Below are 13,352 nucleotides of genomic sequence, written 5' to 3'. Positions count from 1 at the left end.
CGCCGCGGCGCAGCGATTATAGCCACTCGGACGGGCTGCCGTATGCGCTTGCCAGGGGGGCGTCGCGCCGCGGCAGCACCAATCCCTGGTGTGCGGCGAAGTCGAACAGTTCGCGCTCGTTGCTGACCCCCAGCTTGCGCATGGCGCTGTTCTTCTGGCGGCTGATGGTCTTTATGCTGCGGCAGAGCTGCCCGGCTATCGCCGTGACCGAGTTGCCGCTGAGGTACAGGCGCAATACCTCGGACTCGCGCACCGACAGTCCGATCGCACCGGCGCGCCCTGGGGCGTAATGGGCGCCGGACTGGTCCAGCACGCGCGCGGCCGATTCACCCACGAAACGCAGCCCGCGCTCCACGCGGACAATGGCGGTAACGAGTTCATCCAGTTGCGAGTCCTTGAGCAGCAGGCCATGGGCGCCGGCGTTCAGGATGGCGCGCAGGACCAGCGGATTGGTGATCATGGTCAGCACCACCACGCCCAGTGCCGGGTGGTGCCGCCGCAGGTTGGCAAGCAGGCGGATGCCGTCGCTCGCGGTGCCGCATGGCATGTGGTAGTCGGTAACGACGATGTCGGGGCGGAATGCGCGTGCCGCCTGCAACAGTTCGGCGGAATTCCGGACATCCGCGCAGATCTCCCAGCCGGTCTGGCCTCGCAACTGGCTCCTGACCGCCAGCGTGATGGCAGGATGATCGTCGGCGAGGAGGATTCTCAATGACATAGCAGTGCTCGCGCGCGAGCGCAGGGATGCCCGATCCCTTGGGCCATACATCCCTGTCGCAAGGTTGAATGGCTGGCAAAAACGCGCCGCACGGCCAAGGTCGCGCGGCGCGAACAGCACAGGAACAAAGCACCTTCTGCCGCATGCCTTGCTCGGACGAACGAGAAGCGGAAGGTGCCTATGGAGAATAAGCGCCGATTCCGGCATTCGGTCTGAGACTATTCTCAATTTGGATGGGCGTCGGCGTGGGCTGGCATATCCGGCAGCCCGCGGGCAGAGGTGTTGCCGTGCAGCGCGTGCCGGTCAGGCAGCGTAGGCGGTGCGCTGTTCCTGTTTCAGGGCCTGGCGGCGGTGATCGATGGCGTTGACCGGATTGCGCAGGATGCTGGTCCCGATCTCCATGATGCCGCGCAGGGCCTTGCCGGCGTTGGCGCGGACCGGCGTCCAGAAGTGCAAGGCGGCCCATTCGGGGAAACCGCCCGGCGGTGTCAGCAGATGTATCCTGTGATGGCGAGTGACCAGCGGTACGTTGAAGTCCAGCAGCGGGCAAACGCCGCCTGCCGCAAGCAGTAACGCAACCTGCGTGTGCCAGGAGGGCACCACGGTTTCCCGGTAAGCGGGATCGTGCGCCAGCCGGTTCAGGAAACCCTGTAGCGGGCTGCCGGGTTCGGTGTCTTCCTGCAGCAGGATCCACTCGTGCGGGTCCTGCGCATTGTCGTAGCTGCCGTGCCGGATGGCGGTAACCAGGCGGCGCGGCGTTGCCAGGATATTGTGCTGCGCCACCTGCTCGGGCACATAGTGGCTGTCGGCCACAAAAGCACAATCCAGCTCTCCGCTATCTAGTTGCGCGGCCAGTGCCGCGTCGGCAAAGACGGGGCGGGTCATGAAGCGGTCATCGGGAAAGCGCTCGCACAGGGTCGTGAGGATTTCCGTGATGACAGGATCTCCGATCGACGGTGAAAAGCCGATGGCGATACGGCGATGGGGCGTCGCGGCTTCGGCCGTCGCGGTAACGGGGCGCACCAGGTGAGCCCATTTCGAAAGGATCTGGCGGGCAGTCTGCTCCAGCCTGAGAGCGTGCGCGGTTGGCTCGAGCGTTCCGTTGCGCTTGATGAACAGCGGGTCGCCGGTGATCTCGCGCAGGCGCGCCAGGCTGTAGGCAATGGTTGGAATCCGGCCCTGCGTGCAGGCCGCGACGGCGCCGAGATCCCGGTATTCCATCAACAAGACGAAGACGTGCAAGAGCTTGGTGCTGACGTGCCGCATGGCAACTTCTCCCGATTTGAGACTTGTTTTTTTGTTTTCTTCCGGCTACCACCCGTGCCGGGCAGGGGGCTATCCGGTCAGGCGCCGCGCCATACCGCGAAATTGGTGGTGGGCCTGAAAAGACGGCGGCGGGCACGGGCCCGGCACAGCGGCAAGGCGCGGCAATCTTGAAAATATCCCAGCGCAAATGGGGACATGACAAAGCATTTCCTCTTTACTGTGGCCCGGAATTTGGACGGCAGCGCTGACAAAATCCATAGCCGGCCGGCTTCGCGTTGCGCGTCTCGTCGCCGGTCTTGCCCGAGGCGCGAGGCTCGGTTGCCGACGATCGAAATTTAGTTAATGCCAGGCAAGGTTAATACAGAATTTTCAATCTTGCCAGTACACCGCCCCAATGCCATCCTCTAAATCCGTGCCTAAAAGTTCTTTTTGTTCGAACATGAAGACATTAAGCGACGTGCCTTGCGAAACATGACTTGCCGTGCCGGCGGGGCTGCCCGGGAATTTCAAGGCGTTTCATTGCCCTGTCATGGCAGGAGTGGGCCATTTTTCATCTATCAGAACCAGCGCGGGAATCAAGGGAGGATGAAATACCCGCGCGGATACGATGGTGCTTTTCAGTAGCGGATTTTCCAGTTTGGATTTTTCCGGAACTAGAATTAAAAATGGTTTAGCTCACAGTTTGAAATCGTTGTATTGCCTCCCGATGCGCCATGGAAAAGCCGCCAGGCTTGTCTCGGCACATCCACGCCGGAGTCCGCGACCGGCGCCACGAAAAATTGCTTAACTCTCGGCTTGAACACACTGAATTGCCTTTTGCGGCACTGGTGGTAACTTTGCCGGCAGGGGGAAACGGGCCATGCACGCGCAACGGCGCGAGTGGCTTTTGCGAGCGGAGGCTGGCGGTGAACAGACGTTTTTCGGAGGAACAGATCCGCGCATACCTGGCGGAGGGCGCTGCCGGCGTGCCGGTTCGCGAGCTATGCGCGCGCTATGGATTCAGCGATGCGTCTTTCTACGGCTGGCGCATCAAGTACGGCAAGGCCGCGGGGAGCGAGGGGCGCGACGGCCGCAAGCTGCGCGACCTGCAGGAGGAAAACACGCGACTTAAGAGTATGCTTGCGGATGCGCTGCTCAAGCTTGAGTCGATGCGCAATGGCAATGGTCGTGCCGGCAACGGCAAGGAACGAAGCTAAGTCCGGGGTTCAGTCCCGATTTTGCCGGCCTCCGGGGAGGAACATCGGAAACACGCGTGTCTTTCGGTATCTATCGGCAAGGCGACCACTGGAATACTGTCCGGGGCGTTTGCCCCTCCGCTTTGGAGAACTGAAATGAAACGGGCTTCGATCGCCATGGCTGTCGTCCTGGGCTTTGGCTTGCTGGCGGGCCAGGCTGGCCGCGCCGCCGAACTGGAAGTCCCCGCGCCGATGGTCGCCCCGCCGCCGCCCCGGATCCTGCTGGACCCGGCCACCGACAATGCCGGCCCGGCGGCGGACGGCACCCTTACCCCGGCGCAGCGCACCCATTGCCAGGCATTGCTCGACAAGATCAATGCGCTGCCGTCCGGGCCGCAATGGTCTGCCAGCAAATCCAGCGTGACAACCCCCGACGGCGGTTCCCACCCGATGCTGGAGCGGCAGGCGGATCGCAAGCAACTCAATGAGGCGTATCGCCAGGAGTGTGCCCAGCAAAAACGCTGAGGCGCCGCAAGGCAGGCCGCGACGCCGGTTCCGGATAGGTCTTACTTCGCCTCGCAGCGGTTCGGCGCAATGGTGACTTCGCCCACCGGCAGTTCGCCGATTCCCATGTAGCGATAGTTGAGTGTGACGCCGAGCCGGCCCAGCACCGGTACATCGGGGTTGCGGCAGATGCCCCGCTCCAGTATGGGGCGAGCGCTGGCCATGAAGGCGACCGTGCCCTCCCGCGTGGCATCCACGCCGGCCAGGCTAAGGCGAAACACCACGCGTTTGCCCGGTGCCACGCTGCAGCCCTCCAGGCGCGTCGCGCCATCCAGCGCGAACGGTCCCGCCCTCGTCAGTTCCAGGCATGCCGCCTTGAGCTCGGCATCTGCGGTACTGCCCCCGCCGGTCAGCCGCGTGACGCCGCTCATGCCCGTGCTTTTCCCCTGCACCGTGCCAAGCAGCAGTCTTGCCAGCGTCGATAACGAAACGGCTGGACTGGTTTGCACGGCGACTGCCGGTATTAGCCCGGCAGCCATCAGGCAGGCGAGAAGCGCCAGGCGGGCGCATGCCGCGAAAGGGGAGTTCCGCATTTTGATACCGGAAACAATGTCGGCTGCCAGCCCGGGACCGGCGAGGTGTTCCTTTTCCCCGTCGCGTGTTGCGGCATAGCCCGAACATAGCCGCGTTTGCAGGGAGGTGCTGTCCGTGTCCGTCCTACGCCAGAGCGGGGCCTGCCGTGCCGGGGCGCAAGGGTAGTGGCTTGGATGGCGCGATCGCCGGCGAGCTGTCGGGTTCGGCCGCGGGCGGGCGGATCGGCACCCGCTCCGGATCTTCATAGACCGCGCTCAGTCCAGCCGGATCGACGATGTGCAATTGCCGCTGCCGTATCGTGATCAGCCCAACCGATGCAAAGCGCGCAAGCAGCCGGGACACGGTTTCCAGGGTCAGGCCAAGGTAGCTGGCGATATCGTTGCGCGACATCGCCAGCGTCAGCGCCGCCCCTGAATTGCCGCGGCGACGCTGCTCGCTGGCCAGGTCGAGCAGCAGCATGGCAAGCCGCTGGGCTGCTTTCATCGAGCCGATCGCAACCAGCAGGGTGCGCTCGCGCTCGGTATTGCGGCGTAGCGTGCGTAGCATCGGTTCCCTGTACTCGGCGCGCAGCAGGTGCGCGCGCACGGCCTCGATCGGCACCACGCAGCAGCGTGTGTCCTGCATGGCCACCGCGCTGGTGCAGTGGGCCTGGCTGTCATGGTCCTCCAGGCCCAGCACGTCGCCCGGGTGCGCAAAGGCGGTCACCTGGCGCCATCCCAGCGGCGATTCGAAGACGGATTTCGCGCTGCCGTCATGCACGGGAAATACGGCCAGCACGGGCCGTCCCTGACGGTGCACGGTTTCGCCCGCGCGCCACAGCATGCTGGCCGGACTCAGGCTGCGTTCAGGCGAATCCAGGGCCGGTGTGGCGCCGGCGTTACGGCAGATCCGCTGGAAGAGACACAGCGAGCAGCTTGGCTTATCTGCCTGGGGCGTGGTCATGACATTCTCCAGTTGCCTGCGATACACGCGACGGCAGTATAACCGGCCCCTATCTGCACCTAACTTTTAGTGATCTGCATTCTTTGATGAGCTGCCTTAAAGAATTTCTTCGCCAGCGGCGATTCCGGCGGGAATGCTGTCAGGCGGCGCTCTCTTCACTATTGCCTGGTTTTCGCTGCGTGTGACGGGAAAACGACACCATCCCCCCGTCGGAGGGTGTGTTATGCTGCATCGCAACAATGTAGACGGCAGGAGTCTTCATGGCCAAAAGCCTTTCGGCGGACTGGCATGCGCAACTCCGGCAGCTCAGCCGGGTGCAGCCCCAGACCGCGCGCCAACTTCAAACGTGGATTAACCGTATCGCTACCCTCAACCCCGCAGTCCCCCGCCTGCGAGCCCGCTCACCGGCGTCGCCGCCGCTGCCATCGCGCCAGCCGTTGCCGGGCGAATGGGCATCCCACCATCACCGCCTGGCACCGCTGCCCGGCGAACTGGTCCCCCGCTTGTCCTACTGGCTGTATGTGCCGGCGCGCGCGCCCAAAAGGCCCATGCCGCTGGTGGTGATGCTGCACGGCTGCCGGCAGAAGCCGGAGGACCTGGCCGCGGGCACCCGGATGAACGCCCTCGCCGAGCGCGAGGGCTTCATGGTGGCTTATCCGCAGCAACCGTTGCGGCGCCAGATGCAGCGCTGCTGGCAATGGTTCGACCTCGGCGCCGCGGAAGGCGGGCGCGAGGCGCAGGCGCTGGCCGTGCTGATCGATGCGCTGGCAGCGCGGCGGGATGTCCGGGCCGACCAGGTGTACCTGGCGGGATTGTCCGCCGGCGCCAGCATGGCGGCGGTGGTGGCTTTGCGCTATCCGGAGAAGGTTGCCGCGGTCGGCCTGCATTCCGGCGTCGTGATTGGCGCGGCGTGCACCCCCAGCGATGCCTTGCGCGCCATGCAGCATGGCACTACGGTCGCCCCCGCCTTGCTGCTGGATGCCGCGGGCGTCTCGCCGGGCGGGCCGAAGATGCCGGCCATCGTGCTCCACGGCATGGCCGACGAGGCTGTGCATCCGGTCAATGCGCGCCTGCTGGCACGCCAGTTCCTGGCGTATAACGGCATGACGGACCGGCTCGACGAACGGATGAGCAGCGGCGCGGCGCGGCACCTCGCCGGTGCTTGCGCCGTAGCCGGGGATGAAGGAGAGGTTCAGGGGGCGGAGGCGACGGAAGCCGCCAATGGCCATGAGGCCACCCCGAGCCTGCCTGCAGGCGACTACCTGGAAGCCAGCTTTGGTACCTGGAACCGGGAACTGGTCGAATTATGCGAGGTTGCCGGCCTGGACCATGCCTGGAGCGGCGGCGATGGCGATTACGCCTATCACGCGCCGATCGGCCCGGATGCCAGTGCGCTGATGTGGGAGTTCTTCAGGCAACATCGGCGCTAGACGCCAGCCCGGCCAGTGCCGGACGCAAAAAGGGAGGGCCGCAGTTGCGGCCCTCCCTTTTTCCGTACCGGCATCCTGTTCTTGGCAGGCGCCGGCCGTAAGCCGCTGACTCAGGCGAGCGAGCGGTCCTTGACGAACAGCGCCGTCACCATGCCCAGCAGGCACAGTGCCACTACATAATAAGCGGGGGCGAGGGGCTCGTTCTTGAGCATCAGCGTGACGATCATCGGGGTCAGGCCGCCAAAAATCGCGTACGACAGGTTGTAAGAGAACGACAGCCCCGAGAAGCGCACCTGGGCCGGAAACGCTTTCACCAGCACGTACGGCACCGCGCCGATGGTGCCCACGAAAAAGCCGGCCAGCGCATACAGCGGCATCAGCAGGTCCGGGCGGGTGTGGATGGTGCTGTAGAAGATATAGGAGCTGATCGCCAGCAGCAGGCCGCCACCGAACAGGGTGACTCTCGGGCCGACCTTGTCGGCCATCAGTCCGGCGACCACGCAGCCGATGGTCAGGCAAAGCGTGGCCACGCTATTGGCCACCAGTGCGGTACGCGCATCGAAGCCGTAGATCTTCTGCAGGAAGGTAGGGGTCATCAGGATCACCACCACGATGCCGGCTGACAGCATCCAGGTCAGCAGCATCGACACCGCCACCGCGCCGCGGTGATCGCGCACCACAGCCTTGAGCGGCATCTCCGCGGCCAGCGCCTTGCGCTTCTGCAGTTCGGCGAACACCGGGGTTTCATGCAGCCAGCGGCGCAGGTACATCGAGCCGATGCCGAACACGCCGCCCAGCAGGAAGGGTACGCGCCATCCCCAGTCCACCAGCTCTGCCGGGGTGAAGATGGTATTGATGCCGGTGGCCACCAGCGAGCCCAGCAGGATGCCGGCGGTCAGGCCCGCGGTCAGCGTGCCGCAGGCGTAGCCGGTGCGCCGTGCCGGCACGTGCTCGGACACGAACACCCAGGCGCCGGGCACTTCGCCGCCCACGGCGGCGCCTTGCATCACGCGTAGCAGCAGCAGCGCCACCGGCGCCAGCAGGCCGATCGCATGGTAGGTCGGCAGCAGGCCCATCAGCAGCGTGGGCACCGACATCAGCAGGATCGACAGCGTGAACATCTTCTTGCGGCCAAGCAGGTCGCCGAAGTGGGCCATGATGATGCCGCCCAGCGGGCGCGCCAGGTAGCCGGCGGCAAAAATGCCGAAGGTCTGCAGCTGGCGCAGCCAGTCCGGCACCGATGGCGGGAAGAACAATTGCCCGATGACGGTGGCGAAGAAGACAAAAATAATGAAATCGTAGAATTCGAGCGCGCCCCCGAGAGCGGCAAGGGCAAGCGTTTTGTAATCCTGTCCGGTCAGGGGGCGAGCTTGCGTAAGCGCGCTATCTGCTCCGGCGGTACTGCTGATGGTGGACATGAGGAGACTCGCATGGAAAAAGATCGCATGCGAAGCGCGCAACACGGTTGACGTGGAGGGTTCTGGCCGGAAGGTACAGCGCGGGAGAAGCAGGCACTAAGTGGCGGATAAGCCGCTGGCATGCGACGAGACGCTTCGCAAAGGCGAGAAGATACCAGATCGGCGGCGAAGCGGCTGTCGTCATCCGGCTTCAAACCATGTTTAGTCCGCGATGAATTCACCTTTGGTTTCATTTGAATACCTTTGCTTTGCCACGAAGCGTTGCCATAATGTGTGTAAAAAGTGAAATCCGGGCCACAAAGTGGGCAATTCGCCGGCAACGCAGCGTGGAATGCCATCGTGCATGCGCGTTGCTGGCGGATATGCAATGCGGAAACGGGTAATGGGGTTGAATTTTCTGGGATCACATGGCAATCAAGTTCTCCATGCAGGCGGCAACCGCCACACCGCGCCGTAGGGCAGGCCTGCGCGTGGCCGGCGGCATCGTGGCCGCGCTGGCGGTGTTCGGCCTGGCTGGCTATTTTGGCGGGCCTCCGCTGATCAAGTCCTTCGTGGCCAAGCAGGCCAGCGAGGCACTGGGGCGGAAGGTCACCTTCGGCGGCGCCGAGGTGCATCCTTTCTCGCTGGCGGTCGACGTGACCGACGTCACGATCTACGAGCCCGACGGCACCACGCCCATGCTGACGCTGGGCGAGGCCAAGATCGACGGCGCCATCGCCTCGCTGTGGCATATGGCGCCGGTGGTGGATGCCGTACATATCGACCGGCCCTCGCTGCGCCTGGCGCGCGACGCCAGCGGGCGCATGAACTACGCCGACATCGAAGAGCGCTTCGCGGCAAAGCCCGCGGCGCCCAAATCCGAACCCGCGCGCTTCTCGGTCAACAATATCGCGCTGACCGGCGGCACCGTTGTGTTCGACGACAAGCTGCTCAAGCAGACGCAGCGCGTGGACAACCTGACCATCACGCTGCCCTTCCTGTCCAACCTGCCGCACGACGTCGAGATCGTGACCCGGCCGACGGTGAGCGCGAACGTCAACGGCTCCGCGGTCGCCCTTGACGGCACGATGCTGCCGTTCGCCGCTTCGCGCGAGACGCACCTCAATATCAACCTCGACGGGCTGGAACTGGCGCGCTATATGCCGTTCGCGCCGACGCTCCAGGATGCGCAGATCAAGGGCGGCCTGCTCGATACGCGGCTCACGCTGGGATTCATCCAGCAGAAAGACAAGCAGGACGTGTTTCTGACAGGCACGGCGGCGCTGCGCGATGCCGATATCCGCAAGCATGATGGCTCGCCGCTGGTGAAAGCGGGCCGGGTGGCGGTGGACATCGCACGCATCGAGCCGCTGGGTCGCATGGTCCATCTGCGCAGCTTCGCCGTGGATGGCCTGGCAGTCCAGGCCGTGCGCCGCGCCGATGGCTCGCTGAACCTGGCCCAGGCCTTCCTGCCGCAGGCAGCCAAGGCGGAGAAACCGGCCGTGGCGCCAGCACCCGTGGCACCGGCGTCGTCGCCTGCCGTGGCCAAGGCGGCTCCGGCCTCGGCGCCGGCCGCCGGCGGCGTTGCCGCGCCGGCGGCGTTGCCCTGGCGCTATGCGGTGGACCGGATTACCGTCAAGCAGGCCAGCCTGGGTCTGCGCGACGAACTCGCCACGTCGGGCCCCGGCACGCTGGCGCTGGGTCCCCTTGATGCCGAGGTGACTGGCCTGTCCGGCGATAGCGACAAGCCTGCCAAGGTGCAGGCCAAGCTGGGGCTGGGTGAAGGGCAGACCCTCAGCCATGAAGGCGAACTGACGCTGCATCGCGGCACCATGGACGGTACCTTGCAGGCCAGCGGCGTGAAGCCGCAGGCTTTCGCCGCCTGGTGGCCGGCGGAACTGCACACCCGGCTCGGCGACACCGCGCTCAACGCCGAGCTGCATTACAAGATGGCGTGGGGCGGACCGGATTTTGCTTTCTTGCTGGACAAGTCCCGCGTGGAACTGGCGCCGCTCTATGTGGCCACGCGCGAGCCGGTGACGGTGCCGCAAGCCACCGCCACGACTGACAACGCCCGCAGGCGCGGCGCACGGCGTGCCAGCGACGACAGCGATAACGCCAACCTGCCGGCGGTAAGCGCCGAGCGGGTGGCGCTCGAAGACATCGCCTTCGACCTTGGCGCGCACACATTCCAGGCCGGCCAGCTGGCGATAGCCAAGCCGCAGATCGCGCTCACGCGCGACCGCAAGGGCCAGGTGCTGGAGGCCGCGCGACTGTGGGCCGAGCAGTCCGGGCAGAAGGCAGTCCAGCGCGCCTCCACCATGCAGGCCAAGGCCAAGCAGCCGCAGAGTGCCGCCGCGGCCAGGCCCGTGCCCTGGAAGGCGCAGCTTGGCAAGTTCTCGCTGGATGGCGGTAGCCTGCGCCTGACCGACTACGCGCCCTCGGACGCCAACCGCGACCGGCCGGTGATCCATCAATTCCGCAATGTCGGCCTTGGCACCGGCCCGCTCCAGTGGCCGATGGCGGCAGGGGCCATTCCGCTCAAGTTCAAGGCCGAATCGGGACGGCGCGGCTCGCTGGCGATCGACGGCACGGTGCTGCCCACCGCGCCCGCGGCGCAGCTGCAAGTGGATCTGCGCGAGTTCGACCTGGCGCCGCTGCAGCCTTACCTGGCCGACCGTTTCAATGCCGCGCTGCGTGGCGGCACCGCCACCGTGAAGGGGCGCCTGGGCGTCGATGCACCGTCCGGCAAGCCGATTGCCGCGCGCTTTGCCGGCAACGCGCAGTTCGGCAATGTGCGCAGCGTCGACCGCCTGACCGGCGACGATTTCCTGCGCTGGCGCTCGCTGGCCGTCAACGGCATCGATTTCGTCATGGACGAGGCCAAGGGGCCGATGAAGGTCGGCGTGGGCAGCGTCGCGCTGTCGGACTTCTACGCACGGGTGATCCTGAATGCCAACGGCCGCCTCAACCTGCAGGATGTGATGGCTGGCGGCGCCGCCAAAGGCGAAGCCGCGCCCAACACCAGCCTGACCCAGGCCAACCCGGTGCCGGCCGCCAGCGCGCCTGCTGCAGCGCCCGCCGCACCCGCGGCACCTGCGGCAACCGTGGCCACGGCCGCGGCGAAGCCGCAGATCCGCATCGGTGGCGTGACGGTGGAAAAGGGCAACATCAATTTCTCGGATTTCTTCGTCAAGCCGAACTACACCGCCAACCTGACCGATATGAAGGGATCGGTCTCCAAGGTCTCGTCGTTGGACCCGACGCCGGCCGACCTCACCCTGGCGGGGCGTATCGATGACGACGCACCGGTCAATATCGACGGCAAGCTCAACCCGCTGGCCGACCAGCTTTACCTCGATATCGCGGCCAAGGCCGCCGGCGTGGAACTGACCCGGCTGACGCCTTACGCGGCCAAGTACGCCGGCTACCCGATCACCAAGGGCAAGCTCACGGTCGATGTGGCGTACAAGATCGAAAACGGCAAGCTGGACGCGCGCAACCACCTCTACCTGGACCAGCTCACTTTCGGCGACAAGGTCGACAGCCCGACCGCGACCAAGCTGCCGGTGCTGCTGGCGGTCTCGCTGCTGAAGGATCGCAATGGCGTGATCGACATCAACCTGCCGGTAGCGGGCTCGCTGTCGGATCCGGAGTTCAGCATCGGTGGCGTGATCGTGCGGGTTATCGTCAACCTGCTGACCAAGGCCATCACCTCGCCGTTCTCCCTGATCGCCTCGGCCTTTGGCGGCGGCGACGAACTGGGCTATGTGGAGTTTGCGCCCGGCACGGCCACGCTCACGCCGGCGGCTGCGCAGAAGATCGCCACGCTGGGCAAGGCGCTGGCCGACCGTCCGGCGCTGCGGCTGGAAATCAGCGGCCGCATCGATCCCGCCACCGACAACGCCGGCGCGCGCCGGGCCTGGCTTGACGCGCGCGTGGCCGAGCAGAAGGCGCGTGAACTACGCACCAGCGCCCGCCAGGGTGCCGTGGCCGAGGAAAGCGAGGAGGGCGAACAGGGCGCCAAGGTGACGGTGTCGCCGCAGGAGTATCCGAAATACCTGGAAACGGTCTACAAGCGCGCATCGTTCAAGAAACCGCGCAATATGATCGGGCTGTCCAAGTCCCTGCCGACCAAGGAAATGGAAACGCTCCTGCTGGAGAACGCGCCGGTCACCGATGTGGAACTCAGGCAACTGGCCGAGCAGCGCGCGCTGGCCGTGAAGCAGGCGCTGGAGCGCGACGCCAAGGTGCCGGAGAGCCGCCTGTTCCTGACCGCGCCGAAGCTCAGCGCCGAAGGCATCAAGGACAAGGGTGCGCCCAACCGGGTGGACTTCACGATCCGGCAGTGAGCACGCGGCGGGATTGACGGGGGAGGGCGCGGCGCGGTTTGCGGTGCCGCTCCCGCTTCCGCTTCCGCTTCAATGCCCCAGTGCCCCAGTGCCCCAGTGCCCATGCCGGTGCGCCGGTCAAAAAGCTTGTATGATTTCGCCCGGAATCGATACAGGAGTGCGTTTTGCAGCAGGAAGCCGTTGCCTACAAGACCTGGGTTTGCGTGATTTGCGGATGGGTCTACGACGAAGAACAGGGCTGGCCGGAAGATGGCATCGCCCCCGGCACGCGCTGGGAGGACATCCCGGAAGACTGGCGTTGCCCCGAATGCGACGTGGGCAAGGGTGAGTTCGCGATGATCGAAATCTGAGTCCGATTCAGAATCTGATTCCGGCGCATGTCCGCCTGCCAGTACCCGTCCGGGCAGGGTAAGCACGAGATCGCGCGCTGGCGCCCTCGGCCAGGCAGCCGCGCTCAGTGGCGCTGCATCTGCCGGCAGATTCCCGCGCGCCTGCGCTGCTCGGCGCAGCGGCGATAACGCATGCGGTAGGGATGGCTACAACGCCAGATCGCGGTCACGATAGTGACCAGCAGCAGGGCCGCCATCACGACGGCCAACATGCCCAGTGTCATAGCGGCCTCCTCTCCCACAAGCAAGCCGGGAACGCTCGAAGCGTTCAGATCAGCAAGGGCAGCGCCTCCAGCAAGGCCACCGCCAGCAGCGCCCCGAATATCGCACCCGCCGCGCGGCAACTGATGCGCAGGGCACGTGCGGTGAAGGGGATCCCGCCGAAGGCAATCATGCCCACCAGCGCCATCGGAATCAGGAACACAAGATCATGCGACGTGAAGTGCAGCATTGCCGTCTCCTGTCTTTCAGCTTGTGCTTTCAGTATAGAAAGTGTCGCAGAGAGGCCAAGGATGAATGACATCGGGGTTGTCCCGTAAGCGTTTTCCTAGTCCTGCGCCTTCCGCACCGTCCGCGCCTTCCGCG

13 protein-coding genes are annotated in these 13,352 nt (G+C 65.4%); 5 read left to right on the top strand and 8 right to left on the bottom strand.

The window, feature by feature from the left end; translation table 11 throughout:
- Window positions 1-16: 16 nt before the first annotated feature.
- The 3 genes from P3W85_RS05350 to P3W85_RS05340 form a co-directional block, all read right to left on the bottom strand.
- The gene (locus P3W85_RS05350; RefSeq protein WP_035816608.1) at window positions 17-718 is read right to left on the bottom strand and encodes a response regulator; all 702 of its coding nucleotides are present in this window, start codon (window positions 716-718) and stop codon (window positions 17-19) included.
- A 303-nt stretch (window positions 719-1,021) separates the two neighbouring features.
- Window positions 1,022-1,984, bottom strand: a complete 963-nt coding sequence (locus P3W85_RS05345; protein ID WP_276264001.1) for a LysR family transcriptional regulator — start codon at window positions 1,982-1,984, stop codon at window positions 1,022-1,024.
- A gap of 369 nt (window positions 1,985-2,353) precedes the next feature.
- The gene (locus P3W85_RS05340; protein ID WP_276264000.1) at window positions 2,354-2,494 is read right to left on the bottom strand and encodes a hypothetical protein; all 141 of its coding nucleotides are present in this window, start codon (window positions 2,492-2,494) and stop codon (window positions 2,354-2,356) included.
- 203 nt (window positions 2,495-2,697) lie between these two features.
- On the opposite strand from P3W85_RS05340, the gene P3W85_RS05335 reads away from it, so the two are divergent.
- Together P3W85_RS05335 and P3W85_RS05330 are read left to right on the top strand one after the other, a co-directional pair.
- Window positions 2,698-3,180, top strand: a complete 483-nt coding sequence (locus tag P3W85_RS05335; protein WP_276263999.1) for a transposase — start codon at window positions 2,698-2,700, stop codon at window positions 3,178-3,180.
- A gap of 135 nt (window positions 3,181-3,315) precedes the next feature.
- The gene (locus P3W85_RS05330) at window positions 3,316-3,684 is read left to right on the top strand and encodes a hypothetical protein (RefSeq protein WP_276263998.1); all 369 of its coding nucleotides are present in this window, start codon (window positions 3,316-3,318) and stop codon (window positions 3,682-3,684) included.
- 41 nt (window positions 3,685-3,725) lie between these two features.
- Here the strand turns inward: P3W85_RS05330 and P3W85_RS05325 are convergent, their stop codons facing one another.
- Both P3W85_RS05325 and P3W85_RS05320 read right to left on the bottom strand, forming a co-directional pair.
- Window positions 3,726-4,172, bottom strand: coding sequence for a hypothetical protein (locus P3W85_RS05325; RefSeq protein ID WP_276263997.1), 447 nt, complete (start codon window positions 4,170-4,172; stop codon window positions 3,726-3,728).
- Between the two features lie 208 nt (window positions 4,173-4,380).
- The gene (locus P3W85_RS05320; RefSeq protein WP_276263996.1) at window positions 4,381-5,199 is read right to left on the bottom strand and encodes a Crp/Fnr family transcriptional regulator; all 819 of its coding nucleotides are present in this window, start codon (window positions 5,197-5,199) and stop codon (window positions 4,381-4,383) included.
- A 260-nt stretch (window positions 5,200-5,459) separates the two neighbouring features.
- Here P3W85_RS05320 and P3W85_RS05315 point away from each other — a divergent pair, with 260 nt between their 5' ends.
- The gene (locus P3W85_RS05315) at window positions 5,460-6,629 is read left to right on the top strand and encodes an extracellular catalytic domain type 1 short-chain-length polyhydroxyalkanoate depolymerase (protein WP_017230125.1); all 1,170 of its coding nucleotides are present in this window, start codon (window positions 5,460-5,462) and stop codon (window positions 6,627-6,629) included.
- A gap of 110 nt (window positions 6,630-6,739) precedes the next feature.
- On the opposite strand, the gene P3W85_RS05310 is transcribed toward P3W85_RS05315, so the two are convergent.
- Window positions 6,740-8,047, bottom strand: coding sequence for an MFS transporter (locus P3W85_RS05310; RefSeq protein ID WP_017230126.1), 1,308 nt, complete (start codon window positions 8,045-8,047; stop codon window positions 6,740-6,742).
- A 407-nt stretch (window positions 8,048-8,454) separates the two neighbouring features.
- Here P3W85_RS05310 and P3W85_RS05305 point away from each other — a divergent pair, with 407 nt between their 5' ends.
- Window positions 8,455-12,378, top strand: coding sequence for a DUF748 domain-containing protein (locus tag P3W85_RS05305; protein WP_276263995.1), 3,924 nt, complete (start codon window positions 8,455-8,457; stop codon window positions 12,376-12,378).
- 164 nt (window positions 12,379-12,542) lie between these two features.
- A complete protein-coding gene (locus tag P3W85_RS05300; protein WP_017225869.1) occupies window positions 12,543-12,728 on the top strand; it encodes a rubredoxin in 186 nt (61 codons plus the stop codon).
- 104 nt (window positions 12,729-12,832) lie between these two features.
- On the opposite strand, the gene P3W85_RS05295 is transcribed toward P3W85_RS05300, so the two are convergent.
- A complete protein-coding gene (locus P3W85_RS05295; RefSeq protein WP_017225870.1) occupies window positions 12,833-12,991 on the bottom strand; it encodes a hypothetical protein in 159 nt (52 codons plus the stop codon).
- A 44-nt stretch (window positions 12,992-13,035) separates the two neighbouring features.
- Window positions 13,036-13,218 carry a hypothetical protein gene (locus tag P3W85_RS05290; protein ID WP_006163669.1) on the bottom strand — a complete coding sequence of 61 codons (183 nt, stop codon included), beginning with the start codon at window positions 13,216-13,218 and terminating at the stop codon, window positions 13,036-13,038.
- Window positions 13,219-13,352: the final 134 nt, after the last annotated feature.

The sequence above is a fragment of the Cupriavidus basilensis genome, from assembly GCF_029335485.1.
Lineage (GTDB): Bacteria > Pseudomonadota > Gammaproteobacteria > Burkholderiales > Burkholderiaceae > Cupriavidus > Cupriavidus basilensis_E.
This window is presented reverse-complemented; position numbering and strand designations above follow the sequence as displayed.

Bases quoted from the DNA above. Each gene is read 5' to 3' on its own strand.
- P3W85_RS05350 (WP_035816608.1), bottom strand. From the start codon at position 718: ATGTCATTGAGAATCCTCCTCGCCGACGATCATCCTGCCATCACGCTG.
- P3W85_RS05345 (WP_276264001.1), bottom strand. From the start codon at position 1,984: ATGCGGCACGTCAGCACCAAGCTCTTGCACGTCTTCGTCTTGTTGATG.
- P3W85_RS05335 (WP_276263999.1), top strand. From the start codon at position 2,698: ATGGAAAAGCCGCCAGGCTTGTCTCGGCACATCCACGCCGGAGTCCGC.
- P3W85_RS05330 (WP_276263998.1), top strand. From the start codon at position 3,316: ATGAAACGGGCTTCGATCGCCATGGCTGTCGTCCTGGGCTTTGGCTTG.
- P3W85_RS05320 (WP_276263996.1), bottom strand. From the start codon at position 5,199: ATGACCACGCCCCAGGCAGATAAGCCAAGCTGCTCGCTGTGTCTCTTC.
- P3W85_RS05315 (WP_017230125.1), top strand. From the start codon at position 5,460: ATGGCCAAAAGCCTTTCGGCGGACTGGCATGCGCAACTCCGGCAGCTC.
- P3W85_RS05310 (WP_017230126.1), bottom strand. From the start codon at position 8,047: ATGTCCACCATCAGCAGTACCGCCGGAGCAGATAGCGCGCTTACGCAA.
- P3W85_RS05305 (WP_276263995.1), top strand. From the start codon at position 8,455: ATGGCAATCAAGTTCTCCATGCAGGCGGCAACCGCCACACCGCGCCGT.
- P3W85_RS05295 (WP_017225870.1), bottom strand. From the start codon at position 12,991: ATGACACTGGGCATGTTGGCCGTCGTGATGGCGGCCCTGCTGCTGGTC.
- P3W85_RS05290 (WP_006163669.1), bottom strand. From the start codon at position 13,218: ATGCTGCACTTCACGTCGCATGATCTTGTGTTCCTGATTCCGATGGCG.